Source organism: Ruegeria sp. CG4, assembly GCF_056537185.1.
In genome coordinates this window covers 153823-170219 of the sequence record NZ_JBQFRB010000001.1, presented here as the reverse complement: position 1 = coordinate 170219, position 16397 = coordinate 153823, and the positions used below count along the sequence as shown (strand labels likewise).

Here is a 16397-nt window from a genome sequence, read left to right as displayed (position 1 = left end):
TCCGTCACTCTGGCCGCTTGTGATCCCTGCCGCCCGCGCCTAGATGTTTCCGAAAGCAGAACATCGAGGTGATCCATGCGCGACCTTCCCTTTCCCGTCCGTGACGCAAACGCTGTCGGCGGGGGCGACAATCTTGGCAACTTGCCGGAATGGGATCTGAGTGATCTGTACAAAGCGGAAGTCGCCCCCGAAATTGGCCGTGATCTTGACTGGTTGGAGGAAGAGTGCGCTTCCTTTGCCTCGGACTACGAAGGCAAACTGGCTGATCTGGGCGCGGATGAGCTGCTGCAATGCGTGCATCGGAACGAAAAGATCAATGCAATTGCCGGCCGCATCATGTCCTTTGCCGGTCTGCGCTACTATCAGCTGACCACGGATGCCGAGCGGGCCAAGTTCCTGTCGGACATGCAGGAAAAGATAACAATCTTTACGACACCGCTGGTGTTCTTCACGCTGGAAATCAACCGCATCGATGACACCGTGCTGCGTGCCCATTTTGATGAAAACCCGGATCTGGCGCGTTACGAGCCGGTTTTCCGCCGTATTCGCGCGATGAAGCCCTATCAGCTGTCCGACGAGCTGGAAAAATTCCTGCACGATCTGGGCGTTGTCGGAGACGCATGGGAGCGCTTGTTTGACGAGACGATTGCCGGCCTCACATTCACCGTGGATGGCGAAGAGCTGAATATCGAAGGCACCCTGAACCTGCTGACTGAACAGGATCGCAGCAAACGCGAGGCCGCGGCACGGGAACTGGCTTCGGTGTTTCAGGAGAATGTCAAAACCTTTGCCCGGGTTCACAACACGCAGGCTAAGGAAAAGGAAATCGTCGACCGCTGGCGCAAAATGCCCACCGCGCAAACCGGGCGTCATTTGTCGAACGATGTCGAGCCTGAGGTTGTCGATGCCCTTCGCGAAGCGGTGGTCGCCGCCTATCCCAAGCTGAGCCACCGCTACTACGAACTGAAACGCAAGTGGCTGGGTCTGGACGTGATGCAGGTTTGGGACCGCAACGCACCCCTGCCGATGGAAGACACGCGCATCGTTAACTGGGCCGAAGCCGAAAAAACGGTGATGGACGCCTATAACGCGTTTGACCCGCGCATGGGTGAGATTGCAGCACCGTTCTTCTCAAAAGGCTGGATCGATGCCGCCGTGAAACCGGGCAAAGCCCCCGGCGCATTTGCGCATCCAACCGTCACCGAGGTGCATCCTTACGTAATGCTCAACTATCTGGGCAAACCGCGAGATGTGATGACTCTGGCGCACGAACTGGGCCATGGCGTACATCAGGTGCTGGCCGCAGGTCAGGGCGAAATGCTTTCGTCAACACCTCTGACCCTGGCCGAGACCGCTTCGGTGTTCGGTGAGATGCTGACCTTCCGCAAGATGCTGGATCAGGCCGAAACGCCAGAACAGCGCAAGGTGCTGCTGGCCGGTAAGGTCGAGGACATGATCAACACCGTCGTCCGCCAGATCGCCTTCTACGACTTCGAATGCAAACTGCATGCCGCCCGCCGCGAGGGCGAACTGACACCGGACGACATCAACGCCCTTTGGATGAGCGTTCAGGCCGAAAGCCTTGGGCCTGCGTTCGAATTCATGGATGGGTACGAGACCTTCTGGGCCTATATCCCACACTTCGTCCACTCGCCCTTCTACGTCTATGCATATGCGTTCGGCGACGGTTTGGTGAATGCTCTTTATTCCGTTTACGCCAGCGGCTCGGAAGGGTTCGAAGACAAGTATTTCGAGATGCTGCGCGCCGGCGGATCGAAGCACCACAAGGAACTGCTTGCACCGTTTGGCCTTGATGCCAGCGATCCCAAGTTCTGGGACAAGGGCCTCTCCATGATCTCTGGCTTCATTGACGAACTTGAGGCGATGGAGGGGTGAGCACCCAATCCAAAGGGCGTTGGGCCGCTTTGAAGGCGCGCCTACGCCCTGCCATGAACCGAATTCGCCGAACCGTGCCACGCGGCTGGCGGATCATCGTGGGCATCTTGCTGATACTCGGCGGTGTTCTTGGGTTTCTTCCCATTCTGGGCTTCTGGATGATCCCGTTGGGCATCATGGTGGCAGCAATGGACATCAACCTGTATCGGCGATGGCGTCGCAAATCTCGCTAGGTTTTTCCCTAGTCTTTCTCATTTGATTTGGTCGTGAGGAATATGGCCAGGACGATCAGCGCAGCGCCTATTGCAGCCAGCGGTGTGATGGCCGCCCCCAGAAACAGTGCTGAGTTGATGAAGGTGAACACCACAGAAGCGGCGAACATCAAAGTGGCGGTGAGGGTCGAAACCCGCGCTGCCGCTTCGTACCAAAGGTAGTAAGCCAACGCCGTTGGCAACACACCAAGAAGTACCAGAAAAACTGCATCGCTTGCTGTCGGCATCTGAATTCCGAACAGGGAAAGCGGCAACAGAATAACGCCGGAACAGATGAATATCCCAAACAGGAAATTCAAACGTTCGGGCGTGGATTCAGAGGCTCTCATAGCCCGGCTGCTGGAAATCAGGAACACGGCCCAGCTTAGGCCAGCACCGATTTCCATCACATCGCCAAGCAGAGGCTCTCCGCCACCTTTGAAATCCTGGTAGACCGTCAGAAACACGCCAAAGATCGCCAATACCGTCGCGAGGACTTCGGTCCGGCCAACTGGTGTGTCCGCGAAAAAGTAGAGAAACACCAGAACGAAGAAGGGCGCTGTGTTTTCCAGCACCATCGCGTTGGCCGCGCCTGTATGCTCCAATCCGATGTGGAACAGAATGTAGTTCACCACCGTCGACAACACAGCCAGACGGAAATTCCAGTCCCCAAACCGGATCGAAACTGACGCCCCCATCGCACGCAACATGCAGTAGATTGCGAACGCGGCGATGAACAACCGCGTCGTGGCGATCTGCATTCCACCCAGATCACTAGTCAGATAGCGAACGATAACGCTGTGTGTGCCCCACAAGAACGCAGCCAAAAAGCCAAGGACCAGACCGTTTTGTAGGAGGGATACGTGCTTGGCAGAGTTGTCTTGCAAGGGGCCGCTCCGCTGGAACCTACTTCAGCTGACTGTCTTTCGACCCGCGCCGATTGATGCCGCTGCGGGTTTTGAACGCCCCGTCACGTTCCTGCTGACAGTCCAGGCACAGTTTCACCCCCGGGATCGCATTGCGCCGTTTCTCGGGAATTGGCTCTTCGCATTCGGCACAATGGGTCAGGCTTTCACCCAAAGGGCGTTTTTGCGCCTGCATCCGTGCAAGCTCATCGGATATTGACGCCTCAATCTGTTCACTTACCGCGCCATCGCGCGCCCAACCACCAGCCATAGGGCACCTCCTGAATGGGTACCCGACAGGCTAACCGAGGCTCGCCATGGTAGGCAAGTGGGTGGATCAGAGTGGTACGGCCAGACTGAAAACCTGATCGATCATTTCTTGCGTTCCCCGCGAGAACTCAAGCGGGCATGGGTAGTCAGCCCCTTCCCGAACAGACCGGCAGAACGCTTCGACCTGGAGTTTGTAGTGATCATCCGCCGGGAAACGCGTGACCTGCACTTCCAGCCCCGGGCGATGCAATTCGACACGGGCCTCGCCAAAGACCCGGGCGTTGAATGGCGCTGTCAGCCGGATCACGCCGCCTTCGCCATGAAATACCATCTCCTGATGCGGGTGCATGCGGATCGAAACATAGCTGGAATATGTAAAGTCAGGGAATTGCGCCCGGATTTCCGTAAACGTGTCGATACCGTCCTGCCAGCGAATTGCCGATTGTACCGAGACAGGCTCTTGCCCCGTCGCAAAACGTGCGCCGCCGATAACGTAGACGCCAATGTCCCGCAATCCACCACCCCCCGTTTCCGCGCGATTACGGATGTTCGTCGTGTCCGCCCGGTTGTCGAAGCTGAAGGCCCCGGTCACATGTGACAGCTTTCCGATCGCCCCGTCGGCAATCAACCTTTTCGTGAACTGCCACTGAGGGTGGTGCACGATCATATAAGCTTCGGCTGCTAACAAACCGGTCTGATTCCGTTTTCCGATCAGGGCGTCGAATTCTTCGCCCTTCATGGTCATCGGCTTTTCGCACAACACATGTTTTCCGGCATCAAGGGCTTTCAGGCTCCATTCGACATGCAGGTGATTGGGCAGCGGGATGTATACCGCGCCAATCTCAGGATCCGAGAGAAGCGCAACGTAGCTGTCATAGACCGCCAGATCCGGGCAGAACTGCTGAAACGGCTCAGCTTTGGCAGGGTCTGAGGTTGCCAGCCCCGACAGTCTTGCCCCGTCTGCGGCATGAATGGCAGGTGCCATAAACTGCCGTGCGAATTTGGCGGCACCCAGAATGCCCCATTGAACCGGCTTTTGCATCGTGAACTCCGAATACTGTCCTGCTGAAATGTTGCAGCCTCGTCGCAAGGCTGGGTTCAGCCTGTGTCGGTGTACCTTTAGCAGTGAATCACACCCAAGTCAGGCAAATCCAGCCATTTTCTAAGCTGCAGAATTCGAAACCGGGGCCTGCAGCGCGGGCACGAAAAAACCGGCCGGAAAATTCCGGCCGGTCCGCTAAGGCTGTCCGGTCAGCTGTAGCTGTTTCCAAGCATGCCCTTTTCACGGGCCAGCTCGCGCATCTTTTTCTGCAGCTTCTCAAACGCCCGGACTTCGATCTGGCGAATGCGTTCGCGGCTGACATTGTACTGCGTGCTCAACTCTTCCAGAGTCACGGCCTGATCCATCAGGCGCCGCTGGGTCAGGATGTCCTTCTCACGATCATTCAGCACGTCCAGCGCAGCGCCCAGCAACTCGCGGCGCGCTTCCAACTCGTCGCGGGCTTCGTAGTCACCGGCCTGGTCGGCATCTTCATCCTCAAGCCAGTCCTGCCACTGCATGGTACCTTCGCCTTCGGACCCAACGGTCGCATTCAGCGAGGCATCCCCACCGGACATGCGGCGGTTCATGCTGATGACTTCCTCCTCGGTCACGCCCAGATCGTTGGCGATCTGCGCAACATTTTCAGGACGCAGGTCGCCTTCTTCCAGCGCACCAATGCGGGCCTTCGCCTTGCGCAGGTTGAAAAACAGCTTTTTCTGCGCCGAGGTGGTGCCCAGTTTCACCAGCGACCAGGACCGCAGGATATATTCCTGGATCGAGGCGCGGATCCACCACATCGCATAGGTCGCCAGACGGAATCCTTTTTCCGGATCAAAACGTTTCACGGCCTGCATAAGGCCCACATTCGCCTCGGAAATCACCTCGGCCTGCGGTAGGCCATAGCCGCGATAGCCCATGGCGATCTTGGCCGCCAGACGCAGATGCGATGTCACCATCTTATGCGCCGACTCGGTATCCTGTTCTTCCACCCAGCGCTTGGCCAGCATGTATTCTTCTTCCGGCTCAAGCAGGGGAAACTTGCGAATTTCCTGCATATAGCGGTTCAGGCCACCCTCAGGCGTCGGCGCGGGGAGATTTGCGTAATTTGCCATGTTCATGTCCCTCCGACAAATGTTTAAGTATTTAACATAGGATATGGGTAAGGAACCCTGCCCATTCAAGAGGTGCTGCTAACAGTTTGAGATTAAACTTTGATAAAGGAAAGATAAGAAACTCTTACTCACAGGGGTTTGCTTATTGTGTCAGCGGCGCGCGCAGCCGTTCTATCAGGCTTTCCATATCATTCGGCAAGGCCGCTTCGAACCGCAGGTTTTCGCCACTGACCGGGTGTTCAAACCCCAAAACCGCGGCATGCAGTGCCTGACGCGGAAAAGCGCGGACAGCCTCGGCCGTCGCCGGATCAAACGCGCGGGCGGCCAGTTTGCGCTTACCGCCATAGACCGGATCGCCGACCAACCCGTGGCCCGCATGTGCCATATGCACGCGAATCTGATGTGTACGACCGGTTTCCAACCAACACTCGACCAGGGACAGAGACGCGGGCGCGCCAAATGTTTCGACGACCCGGGCGCGCGTGACGGCGTGGCGGCCGCCGTGAAAGTACACGGCCTGCTTTTGCCGGTCCGTCTTGTGCCGGGCCAGTTGCGTGGTCAGGCGCATGACATTGCCCGGTTCGAAACTGACACCTTTGACGCCGCGCAGGCGTGGATCGTTGGCGTCCGGCACTCCGTAACAGATCGCGCGATAATAGCGCTCGACACTGTGCGCTTCGAACTGCGCCGCCAGACCGTGATGCGCCGCATCCGATTTGGCGACGACCAGCAACCCGCTGGTTTCCTTATCGATGCGATGCACAATGCCCGGCCGCCTGACACCGCCGACACCGGAAAGATCAGTGCCGCAATGAAATAGAAGCGCGTTCACCAACGTACCACTGGGCGAACCCGGTGCCGGGTGAACGACCATGCCCGCAGGTTTGTTGATCACGACCAGATCAGCGTCCTCGTAGATGATGTCCAGCGGGATGTCTTCGGGGCCGATATGACTGTCTTCGGCTTGGGCAACGGTTACAACAACCTGCGCGCCTTCCGTGACTTTTGCCTTGGGATCGGCCACCACGACACCATCGACCTGCACCGCCCCCTCGTCGATCAGACGCCCCAGGCGTGTACGGGACAGGTTTTCTTCCGCTGGCACATCCCGCGCAAGCGCCTTATCAAGACGTGGCGGCGGAGCGGCCGCGATCTGAAACTCAATCTGCCGGGTGCCCATGGCTGTCCCTTCCGAACCCCAAGAACCGCAGGAAACGCCCCAGCTTAAGCTGCTGCGGCGCATGGTCATGTTGCTGACCGTGGTGATGATTGGCGGGGTTCTAGTGACATTCGCGCTGATTGTCATCCGGCTATCAGACCGCACCCCCACCCTGCCCGACCAGATCGAACTGCCGGACGGCGCCAAAGCGCAGGCCGTGACCATCGGAAACAACTGGTACGCGGTTGTAACGGATGACAACCGGATATTGATATTCGACAAGACAACCGGGCGGCAGAGGCAGGAAATCGTTGTCGAATAGGCGCGATCACTCTTCAAGCGCCATTCGGAAAACAATCTCTGACGCCAACCGCAGTGCTTCATATTCTTCGGGCGAGTCGCGGCGGAACTGTAAATCGGCGTCACTCAATTGCACGGGCGGGAACAACTGATCGCGGTCCGGGAAAAATTCCTGCTGAAAATCAGTGTCCTGTGCGGCCAGATGTTCGTCCAGCCACAAACGCTCTTTCGGTTCCAGCACGTCATTTCGCCGGATCATTACCGGATCGTCGACAACGAGCCGCCGCAGTTGTCGGGTTCGCTGGCGTCCGATGGACCGGGCCAGAATCCCGAAAGCCTCGCTTGCCGCGCGGGACTGTGAAGGATTGGACGGCAGATTTGCCGTGCTACCCTTGGGAAGCGTGACACCAATGCGTGACATGAAATCGTCCACGACATTCCCGTTGGCCATTACAGACCGATCATACAGGAAAGGCGCGACCGTCACGCCGGGAAACGCGCTTCGGATTCGGGTCAGCATGGCGCTGTAACTCAGCCGCTCGGGGTTTTCGGCGATCTCGTCCAGACGAGCGCGGATGTATTGCGTTCCGCCAGCGGGCAAGCGACCATTCTTTGCCCGCTGCTTATAGTCCGCCTCCCAAAAGTCGGAATATCGCCGACAGTAGAAGGTAATGCGCATCTGCCGAGCCGGAATATCGGAAAAAATCTGCGCCAGCCGGTCCAGATCTACCGAATAAAGCATCTCGGACGAGACCAGGCAGGTTTTATCCTTGTGCGCCTCGTATTCCAGAGCCATGGCTTCGCGGAACCCGTCTGTCGGCTGCTGCGTCTGGTTTATGTGGAAGGCGATGATATTGTGGCTGATCGTCAGCCGGCTGTTTTCGTGGCGCCGGCGACCGGTTTCCATGTATCGCAGCCCGGCCTTTTCCAGCATTCCGCCGTTCGTGCGAACAAAACCCTGCAAGGCGGTTGTGCCGGTCTTGGGCATCCCGATATGAAGCCAAAGCATCAGGCGCCTCCGCAAACCTGAAAAAGAACCGTCATCACACCTTCCCGGCTACGGCACCGTCAGTCATCTGCTGCATCAGATCCTGCATCTCGGGGACTTCCCGCAGCTGCGCGATTTGCTGACGGTGAAGATCACAGGTCAGGTGATGCAGTCGGGCGGTTTCAGGGTCAGAAAGCATGTCGTAATAGAATTCGCGTTTGCGGTCAGCGACGACGTCGATCGCGCTGTCCGTCTCGGCATTCTGGTTCATCATGTTCCAGTATTCCATCCCCAGGCTTTCACCCAGATGATGAGCGCGACCGCGCATCTTCTTGACCAGATAGCTTTCGCAGGACTTCAGCGCGTAATGGTTGACCTGAACGAACTCGTACCCGACGGAATCGCGGGCGGACCGCCAGCTTCTTTCGTAATACCGATCGGGCATCAACTGACCCGATCCGTTGTACCAGTGGCATTCCGCCATGGTTTCGACCGTCGGGCGCTTGGGCCGGTGAACCCCCAACCCGTCCCAGAGTTCGCGCTGAAACATGGTCTTGAATCCCCACGCCTGAAACGGCCGGATGGTCATTTCGCGCGCGGCCTGTCTGAACTGATCCGACAGGAACCGATCCTCGTAGCGCACAACACCCGCATTTCCGAACAACCGCCATGTCATCGAAATCGTGCGGGCGTCCGGAATAGCCTCGGTCAGGGCGCGCAGGGTGTGATCTCCGGTCTTGACCACGATCTGTTCATCCGCGTCGATCACGACAACCCAGTCTTGCGGGCGGGCAACTTCCATTTTCAGGAACGTGTTATAGGCCCGTTTCTGCGGGCTGGTCTTCCGGCGTGAATTGTTGTCGACATGGGTCAGAATACCACGCTCGTCCAACCTTTGCAGCAAAGCGTCCGTCCCGTCGGTACAGTCATTGGTCATAACCACTTGATGATCGACACCAATGGCCCGGTTATGCGCCACCCATTCCAGAACAAACGGCCCTTCGTTCTTCATCGGGGTCACGCTGACAAAGCGTGGGTCCTGTTCATTCATGACTGACTGCCCTTTGTTGGTTTTATTGTCCCGGTTTCGGCGGATACATCACCTGTTAGTCCTACACGAGTTTTCACATATTTGAACCTGCCTTCAAGCCGCCCAAACGCTGTCATCCTCCCGCCCGGTCAGGTTTCTGTTCGTTTTAGTTGATTGGCGAACCGCTTGTATGGCGGGCAGAGGTCCCTTGCCTTGCGCAGATATCCGGCGGCTTTTTTCTTGTCCCCCCGCCTCAGCAACAACTGACCGGCCGCTCCCTGAATCGCCGCTGTATTGTCATCCAGATCTGCCGCCTCGAGGATCTGGTTTTGCCCCTGCTCGGACGCGCCAATCCGTTCCAGCAAGCCACCCATGGCAAACACCAGAAATGGATTTCCCGGATCATTTCCAACAGCCTCAGCCATCTTGAGCCGCGCCTGAGAATAGTCTCCATCTGCCTCATAAAGTTCAGCCAAACGTTTGAGATACAGCGTGTTTTCAGGGCGAAGGCTTGATACGCTCCGGGAAACATCAATTGCTTTTTCCAAAGGCAGATCATCCAGCCGGTACCGAAGGATTGTAGAAAAGCTCTGGTACTCCGGGCTATCCAGCGGCACCTGCATCTTCTCCGACAGGTTTTGCATGTTGCCCAGCCAATCCTGCAACATAACCAACCTGTCCCTGCTCGAATTCAGCCGGCGCGCCTTTTGGTCGAGTGCGAGATCGCTCCAGTCCAGCAAGATCACATCAAAGTTGCAGGGAAGGCGTGATAATACCCGACGCTGAGCGACATGGGCATTGAAGTTGAACCAGGATCTGCGGACCGCTTTTTGAATGGTCCAGTCCACAGGCGGCATCGCCCGATAAGAAACCTGATCCCGAAACACAAGTCGCGATCCAAATATGATGACGTCGGGCCTCAACGGTTTTGCCCAGAAGGCCCGAGTGAAAGCCTGTGCTGCAAGCCACCGCTTTTTCTGACTGCCCAGAATTGCGGCCTGCAATGCGCAGGCAACGGCGTGATCCTCGGGCCAGATATGGGGGTTTGCCAAGGCTTGTTCTGTCAGCTTCAACGCCTCTTTCCAGCGGCGCAGGTAAAAGCAGTTCAGCGCATTCAACAAAGGCAGGAACGCGTTGTCCGCCCCGGCTTCAAGCAAAGACTCCGCAAACTGGCGTGACTCTTCTGCCCGGTCTTCAGCCTGGAGCGAGAACAAGTGGAAGGTCGCCTTGGCGTAGATATGTGCAGCCTCTGACGTGTTGATAAATCCGTTCGCCCCCTTGCGCAGCCGATCCACTGTCTTTTCGTTGGCCTCACTTATTTCCTGCGGGGACAAAACATCGCGAAACATCTTGTTCTCTTGCCCGGAAAGCCTGGCCGCCGCCATCGAAAATGCCGACACGGGGGGGGCAATCACTTGGTCCGCCCGGGACATTGCATAAAGCTCCAGAAAGTCCCGCTTGGCCCGGGTCTTCTCTGAAAGATCTGCGATGTCCGACATGCGCATCAGTTGCGGATAGCGCTTCTGAAACCTGGTGATCAGCTCCGGCTGATCCGAAAACATGATCGCTGGTTTGTCGGCGAACTTGTCCAGATGGGCTTCGTACAGCTCCTCGGTCTCAATCTTCGCGGGCCAGGTCGAGTGTTTCCACGGCAACCCGTTCAGAATGTCGCCCCGGCGGATGTGGTAGGCTGACACCCCCTGCCCCGACAACGCCTGGTCCGCACGGTCCATGATGGTGCGGATTTCGTTGGTGAACCCAATCCGGTGAATGAACTCTCGATAGCGGGGGCGGATCGTTTCAATGTCTTCCCAGGGGAACGCAAGAATCTGGAACCCCTCCTCGACCAGAACCGCACGCCCGGCATCCAGATGCTTGATCAGCCGGTCCGGTGTCTTGTCGTTCTGAAATTTCCAGATCGGTTGGGCTTTTTGTGACAGCGCCTCGAACGCGTCGGTATCCAGGAAATGGTCCGCCATCCACGCTTGGGAAAACAGTTCTTGTGGATGTTCCAACTCGGGTGCATCCGCGCCTTTCGGGAACCAGTTCACCCGCAAATCAGTATCGAAATCCTCGGCCAGGCGGATACATGTCAACAACATCAACAGGCGCGCGCCCATCCTGTCCTTGCGTTGACCGATAAAGACCCCCCTGCCTGGGGTCATGAGGTTGCCTGGGCAGTGTCGGCAGCCGCTTGCCTGCGAAGTGCACGAAATCTCTGACGTGCTGCGTGTGCCAGTTTCGGATGCCGGTCACGGCTCATCTCTTCCAGTCTGTTCATGTAGACCGGCAAACGCTTGCGCGCCCGGATCATCCGAAAAAAATCTGCGGCCTCAAGCGAGCCGTCCATCGCCCCCAGCATAACCGGTTTGAGCAAATCGAGCTTTCGCAGCATCGGGGCCGCGAAATGGTTCGAACACCAGGTCTTCAGCGGGATGACATTTCCCCCCTGCAAGCGCGCCGCCTGCTGCCGGTCCAGATCGAAAAAGGGATCAAAGGCCACATAAACCCGTTTCGCGGTTTTTATGGTTTCGGCAGTATCGCTGAGCGGCAGATTCCAGTCCTGAACCCGACCGAAGCGGTATCGGGTTTCCCACGGTACCAGCCGTTCGTCCAACGTTGTCTGCGGGTTGAAGGCAATCACCGTCGACCCAGGCACCAAAGCGGAAAACGCCAGTGCGCCGTAGCCCCCCATGGATGCACCGGCAAAAACCACCTGATCGAACTGGGCAAAAAAACCTTCGCGGGCCTTTCCTTCCAGATACGAAATGATTTCCGTGTCGCGATACCAGGCCTTGGTCCGGGCAAACACCCCAAGATGAGACCACCCTTCGTCCCTGAAAAACTTCCAGCCCCATGGTTCGCGCGCAAAGGACAGGTCGTTGGCGTTGGCGATGTTGTCAAAGCTTACAATCAGGCGAGAGGTCGATCGGTGGTGAAACAGAAACGCGTGGCGTTCAAGTTTCTGCAGAAAGCCCCTGCCTTCGCCGCCCGGATACAGTTCCACAAACCATGGCGGTGCGGGGTCGGTCAGGATGCGTTCGTACCCTGTCTTGCGGTCAGGGTGTTCGGGCTTCAGTTGCTCTTTGGACAGGTCGGTCATGATGCTCAAACAAGATTGTCCGCAAGCCAGGACCGGAAGTCCACCCAGTCCTTGCGCATTTTGATTTCCTGAACTTTCGCCGTGTGCCAGTTGCAAGCCTGTTCGTGCAGGCGGGCCAATTCCTCATCCGCCTTCAACTCGGTCAGCAAGGGCGCGGCGCGGCGGGCCGCCGGCAGGATGGACTGATCCATCTCTTTGTTGGCATTCATATCCATCCAGTAGGATTGCCCCTGATCCACCTTGATGTGATTGGTTCTTCCCCGATCCCGCTTGATCAAAAAACCGTCCATCGACCGGACCGAGTAGTGGTGAATCCGACCAAAGCTGTGATCGAAGTTTCGCCAGGCTCGCCAGCCGACCTTCGCCGCAGGGAACAGATTGCCGCTGGCATCCGACCAGGCAATGTCGTCCTCTTTTCCTGCTTCGATGCCTTTTGGTCTGTGTGGACCGAACCGGGTGAATTTTCCGTTATTGCGAAACAGCGTCTTCAAGCCGAAAGCACGGCTGGAGTGATACGGGAATTCCATATCCGCCATCACAAATGCCTCGGTCACGGGCCGGTCTTCAAAGCTGATGTTTCCGGCGCTGCCAAACAGCTTCCACGCGAACGAGATTGCATCCACTGGCTGCCCCGCGCGCTGTTCCACCTGGGAAATCAGCGCGCCAAAGCTGTTGTCACCGCAACGGATGTTCCAGAATTCATCGACATCCAGACACAATAACCAGTCAGACTCCTTGACTTTGGGCTGGCGCCGCGCCCGCCGCAACATCTGGTGCTGAGGGTTTCCCCCTTCTTTCACCTCGTTCGACACATGTGTCGCAAGCCCCAGATCCTGCAACCTGCGGGCCATTTCGTCAGTACCGTCCTCACAATCGTTGGTGAATATCACGAAGTGGTCGATGCCCAGACTCCGATGAAAAGCCACCCATTCAAGCATATAGGGGCCTTCGTTTTTCATCGTCGTAAAGATGGTAATGGTCTGTGACATTCAAGCCGTTCCCAATCTGAATTGCCCACTGTCTTACACAAGCACGCAGAACGGGGCGAGACGGGAATCGAGCAAACCGGCAATCCCGAACAAACTGATGCACCTTCGCACTCGCCTTTGAAAGGGATTGGGTGCCAAAAGAATCCCAAGCAGCCACCAGATCCATAAGATCTGCACTCAGCCAAAAACAGCACCAAACGTTCATCAAATCGACAAGGTGAAAGCCTTCAGATTGTTGCTCGGTGTACTTTGCTCTAACGCACGCCTTGAACCGAAGTCTCAATGCCGCGTGGGGATTGGTGTGTCTGACCCGGCACCAGCAAAGCCGCCACATTGCGCCCGAATTCGCGGGTTCGCGATTCAACGGTATTAAAACTGAATTCGATGATCAATCCAAACGGAGCAACGCAAAGCACGACCAGAACCGCGATAGGAACGGAAAAATTGCTTTCAACGCCGGGGTAAATTTCAACCCACATCGCTTTGACCAGCGAGAATATCAAGATGTGCCACAAGTAAATAGTATAGGATCGGGACCCCATATAGTTCACTGCCCGGACTGGCCACCCGGTGAATTGCAAAGCTCGCTCATTAATTATTGCCGTGAACACGCACAGCGCGCACCCGATGCTTGTGAGCGTGCTGGCAAATGGTCCGGCTCCGAATACAGCAGGGCCACCCAGGGCCATTAGCAAACCCAGTCCCGTGGTTAGAACAGCCACGACCCTGTTGCGCGGGATTTGGTAGCGTGCCTTTAGCACAGGGACTGTGAAATAGAGAAAGCATCCCCAGATCACGCCGTCCAACCGAAACCACCATGCCAAATCGTAAACATCCGTCCGCTGTAAAAAGGAAAATACGGCCAGAAAAATCGCACACCCAAAAACCAGACGTTGCTTGCGCAGCACCACAACAACCAATATGGGCCAAAAAAAGTAGAACTGTTCCTCCAGCGACAAGCTCCAAAAATGCGCAAGCAGAGAGATTGGTTGCCCATTTTCAATCTGCACAAACCCCCAAAGGTTCAGCCATTGGGTCAAGGCGGCAAAAGCCGCGTATCCTGTATGCTCGATGCCGCCATACTGTGTGTAGAAGTCTGACCCGGACAAAAGAACAACCGAGGCGAATGTCACCAAAACGACGATTGCCGCCGCAGGAATTAGGCGGAAAAACCTTCTGATCCAAAACCGAAGCAACAACTCCTTGGCCGAGTATTTTCCGGTTTCCAGTTCTTTAAAAATGGAAAGTGAGATTACGTACCCGCTGATTACGAAAAACAGATCAACGCCAGCACCGAACTGCAGTCGAGAGGTATAGTCATAGGTAAGCTGCGTCCAAGGCATCAGAAAGGGCAGGTGCGCGATCAGGACCAAAAATATCGAAATCCCTCGAAGGGTCTCGATATCAATGTTCTTTTGAACGGAGTGCTCCATTTTCGCCTCAGTAAGTACTGCTTGGTTTGTAGGTTTCGCGATGCCCGTTGCCCATAACCGACAGTTGCAGTCAACACCAGTCTTTCAGGCTTCCGGATACACATCATTTCGCGAGTGCGACGAAGTCTCTTTGATCGTCGCACCAGAACACAGAGAAGGCTCCTATTTGACCAGATTGCCTGTCAAATAAAGCCTAAACCGGGTATTTTTCAGATGGAGAAACTGTAGGGTGGCTACAGGTTGGTCCGCAACAGCGCAAATGAACGTTAGTTATTGTAACTTATCTATTTTCGTTGAAAAAGTGGTGCGATCGAGAGGCACCATGTTACCCCCGCTAAATGTTGCAAGTAACCCTTACCACTTTGCTGCGGTGTGTTTTGCGGATGCCGACCGTCTCGGATTGGGTCAACATGTAGCAACCAACCTCCCACAAGATGGGGGCCTGGATGGCATAGCAATCAGCAGCACATATCAAGAACACGAAGAACGGCACGATACTACAGAACGGTGACGGCCTGTTGTGCTTGAAGGGCCAGAGCAATAGCAAGCGGGGACACGGGCAACCTCTCGACGGTAGCGGATCAAAATCGGGCTGGGTCCTCACCCCAAAGTCTCACTTACGAAAGCCCAAGAACAAAATGCAATGGGCCGGCGTCCTTGCCATGGGCAATAGATCGCACATCAGAGCGTGAATGGATGCGCGAAGAAGCCGAGGCCAACAGAAACGACGCAGCATTTGAAAACCGGGCCTGACGGTACTCTAGGCCAGACCGGAACGTCTGTACGACGACAGGGCAGCCTTACGCTATCGCTCCACGTCATCGACAATTAAGGAAAGCGCCGGGTCCCTCGTCACTCACATGACCCGATTTGAGTTCAGTTCACCATCACGTAAAAGGGTTTGTTTCTTCGGGCAAAAGTCTGAGCAATTCACACGCCGACCCCTCTTTCGTCAGCCAAGACGCTTCGAACACCTGTAACAAGCTTGCCTTGTCAACAAGCAAAACCCTTGAGCTTTCCTCCAGCTTGGGCGTTCCGATTTAACAGGTGCAATAGTTCGACCTGATTGGACGTTCCGGTTTTTGAGAATATTGAACTGAGGTGTGAACGAACAGTTGCGGGGCCAACCGAAAGAGTTTCCGAGATTAGCTTTACCGTCATTCCTTCCCTCATCATCGCACAAACCCGGAACTCGCATCTGCTGAGCGCCGCCGGGTTCTGAGGATCAAGGATCGGGACATAGTCACCGCCGCTGTCTTCGGACAGACGATGGCTGCGGGGCTGCTCGGACTTTGCAGAAATCGCACCGGGCAAACGGTTCTTCCATCCAGACGAAAGAGTTGAAGTCAAAACAGCTAACAAATCCAGATCGGGTCCCAGAGGGCTGACACTGTAGTGCAATTCAATGTAGTCGATATGTGACGCGGTTGTCTCAAGCGGAACCACAATGACTTCGACCAACCCTTCAGGTTTATGATATTGATAGCGAGACATTGGTGCCGCACCGGATAGCATCATGTCCGTTAATTTCCAGATAGATCCCGGCTTTGCATTTGAGATGCAATCCCCGAAAACCAATTCCGCTTGGGTTTGAGGTTGCGACGGCCATATCTTCCCTTGTTGGATGCAACACCGTGCAATGTGCTTAACTTTCCAACCAGCTTTCGAAACCCTGACAATTAAAAGCGCATCCGCATTTAGCAGACGCATTAAAAAATTTGCTGCATTTAGAATAGAGCCATTGTTATTTACGGCCCGCGTCCACTCCATCACGAAGTTAAAACTGTCCCTCGCGTGGGTGCTCTTAACAAAACTGACACTCATACCCCACAACCCAACTAGAAAAAAAATCTTCGAACCAAACACGTCCGAACCTGGACGACAAATTTGTTCTACACGTAATCCATGAGCAACCGATT

General features: G+C 55.9%; 15 protein-coding genes. 3 read left to right on the top strand and 12 right to left on the bottom strand.

Annotation, left to right across the window (positions count from 1 at the left end; genetic code table 11):
* The first annotated feature begins 75 nt into the window (after window positions 1-75).
* Window positions 76-1896, top strand: coding sequence for a M3 family oligoendopeptidase (locus ACR0J2_RS00855; protein ID WP_480811416.1), 1821 nt, complete (start codon window positions 76-78; stop codon window positions 1894-1896).
* On the top strand, window positions 1893-2129 hold the full coding sequence (locus tag ACR0J2_RS00850; protein ID WP_480811415.1) for a hypothetical protein: 237 nt from the start codon (window positions 1893-1895) through the stop codon (window positions 2127-2129). Before ACR0J2_RS00855 ends, ACR0J2_RS00850 begins: the two co-directional genes overlap by 4 nt.
* 8 nt (window positions 2130-2137) lie before the next feature.
* Here ACR0J2_RS00850 and ACR0J2_RS00845 read toward each other — a convergent pair whose 3' ends face one another.
* The 5 genes from ACR0J2_RS00845 to ACR0J2_RS00825 all read right to left on the bottom strand — a co-directional run bounded on the left by ACR0J2_RS00845 (window position 2138) and on the right by ACR0J2_RS00825 (window position 6656).
* Window positions 2138-3034 carry a DMT family transporter gene (locus tag ACR0J2_RS00845; RefSeq protein ID WP_480811414.1) on the bottom strand — a complete coding sequence of 299 codons (897 nt, stop codon included), beginning with the start codon at window positions 3032-3034 and terminating at the stop codon, window positions 2138-2140.
* Window positions 3035-3053: 19 nt separating this feature from the next.
* Window positions 3054-3323 carry a DksA/TraR family C4-type zinc finger protein gene (locus ACR0J2_RS00840; protein WP_170616113.1) on the bottom strand — a complete coding sequence of 90 codons (270 nt, stop codon included), beginning with the start codon at window positions 3321-3323 and terminating at the stop codon, window positions 3054-3056.
* A 66-nt stretch (window positions 3324-3389) separates the two neighbouring features.
* Entirely contained in the window at window positions 3390-4364 is a 975-nt protein-coding gene (locus tag ACR0J2_RS00835) for a Gfo/Idh/MocA family protein (RefSeq protein WP_480811413.1), read from the bottom strand.
* A 209-nt stretch (window positions 4365-4573) separates the two neighbouring features.
* A complete protein-coding gene (gene rpoH / locus ACR0J2_RS00830; RefSeq protein WP_170676635.1) occupies window positions 4574-5476 on the bottom strand; it encodes an RNA polymerase sigma factor RpoH in 903 nt (300 codons plus the stop codon).
* Window positions 5477-5618: 142 nt separating this feature from the next.
* On the bottom strand, window positions 5619-6656 hold the full coding sequence (locus tag ACR0J2_RS00825; protein WP_480811412.1) for an RluA family pseudouridine synthase: 1038 nt from the start codon (window positions 6654-6656) through the stop codon (window positions 5619-5621).
* On the opposite strand from ACR0J2_RS00825, the gene ACR0J2_RS00820 reads away from it, so the two are divergent.
* On the top strand, window positions 6655-6957 hold the full coding sequence (locus ACR0J2_RS00820; protein ID WP_480811411.1) for a DUF6476 family protein: 303 nt from the start codon (window positions 6655-6657) through the stop codon (window positions 6955-6957). The two genes, ACR0J2_RS00825 and ACR0J2_RS00820, sit on opposite strands and share 2 nt — an antisense overlap.
* A gap of 6 nt (window positions 6958-6963) precedes the next feature.
* Here the strand turns inward: ACR0J2_RS00820 and ACR0J2_RS00815 are convergent, their stop codons facing one another.
* The 7 genes from ACR0J2_RS00815 to ACR0J2_RS00785 form a co-directional block, all read right to left on the bottom strand.
* Window positions 6964-7944, bottom strand: a complete 981-nt coding sequence (locus ACR0J2_RS00815; protein WP_480811410.1) for a hypothetical protein — start codon at window positions 7942-7944, stop codon at window positions 6964-6966.
* A gap of 34 nt (window positions 7945-7978) precedes the next feature.
* Window positions 7979-8974 carry a glycosyltransferase family 2 protein gene (locus ACR0J2_RS00810; RefSeq protein WP_480525935.1) on the bottom strand — a complete coding sequence of 332 codons (996 nt, stop codon included), beginning with the start codon at window positions 8972-8974 and terminating at the stop codon, window positions 7979-7981.
* 128 nt (window positions 8975-9102) lie between these two features.
* Window positions 9103-11118, bottom strand: a complete 2016-nt coding sequence (locus ACR0J2_RS00805; RefSeq protein WP_480811409.1) for a hypothetical protein — start codon at window positions 11116-11118, stop codon at window positions 9103-9105.
* Window positions 11115-12056: a hypothetical protein gene (locus ACR0J2_RS00800; RefSeq protein WP_480811408.1), complete on the bottom strand. Its 942-nt coding sequence runs from the start codon at window positions 12054-12056 to the stop codon at window positions 11115-11117. Before ACR0J2_RS00800 ends, ACR0J2_RS00805 begins: the two co-directional genes overlap by 4 nt.
* Window positions 12057-12061: 5 nt before the next feature.
* The gene (locus ACR0J2_RS00795; RefSeq protein WP_480811407.1) at window positions 12062-13045 is read right to left on the bottom strand and encodes a glycosyltransferase family 2 protein; all 984 of its coding nucleotides are present in this window, start codon (window positions 13043-13045) and stop codon (window positions 12062-12064) included.
* Between the two features lie 254 nt (window positions 13046-13299).
* A complete protein-coding gene (locus tag ACR0J2_RS00790; RefSeq protein WP_480811406.1) occupies window positions 13300-14478 on the bottom strand; it encodes an acyltransferase family protein in 1179 nt (392 codons plus the stop codon).
* Between the two features lie 993 nt (window positions 14479-15471).
* The gene (locus tag ACR0J2_RS00785; RefSeq protein WP_480811405.1) at window positions 15472-16302 is read right to left on the bottom strand and encodes a helix-turn-helix transcriptional regulator; all 831 of its coding nucleotides are present in this window, start codon (window positions 16300-16302) and stop codon (window positions 15472-15474) included.
* Window positions 16303-16397 lie beyond the last annotated feature (95 nt).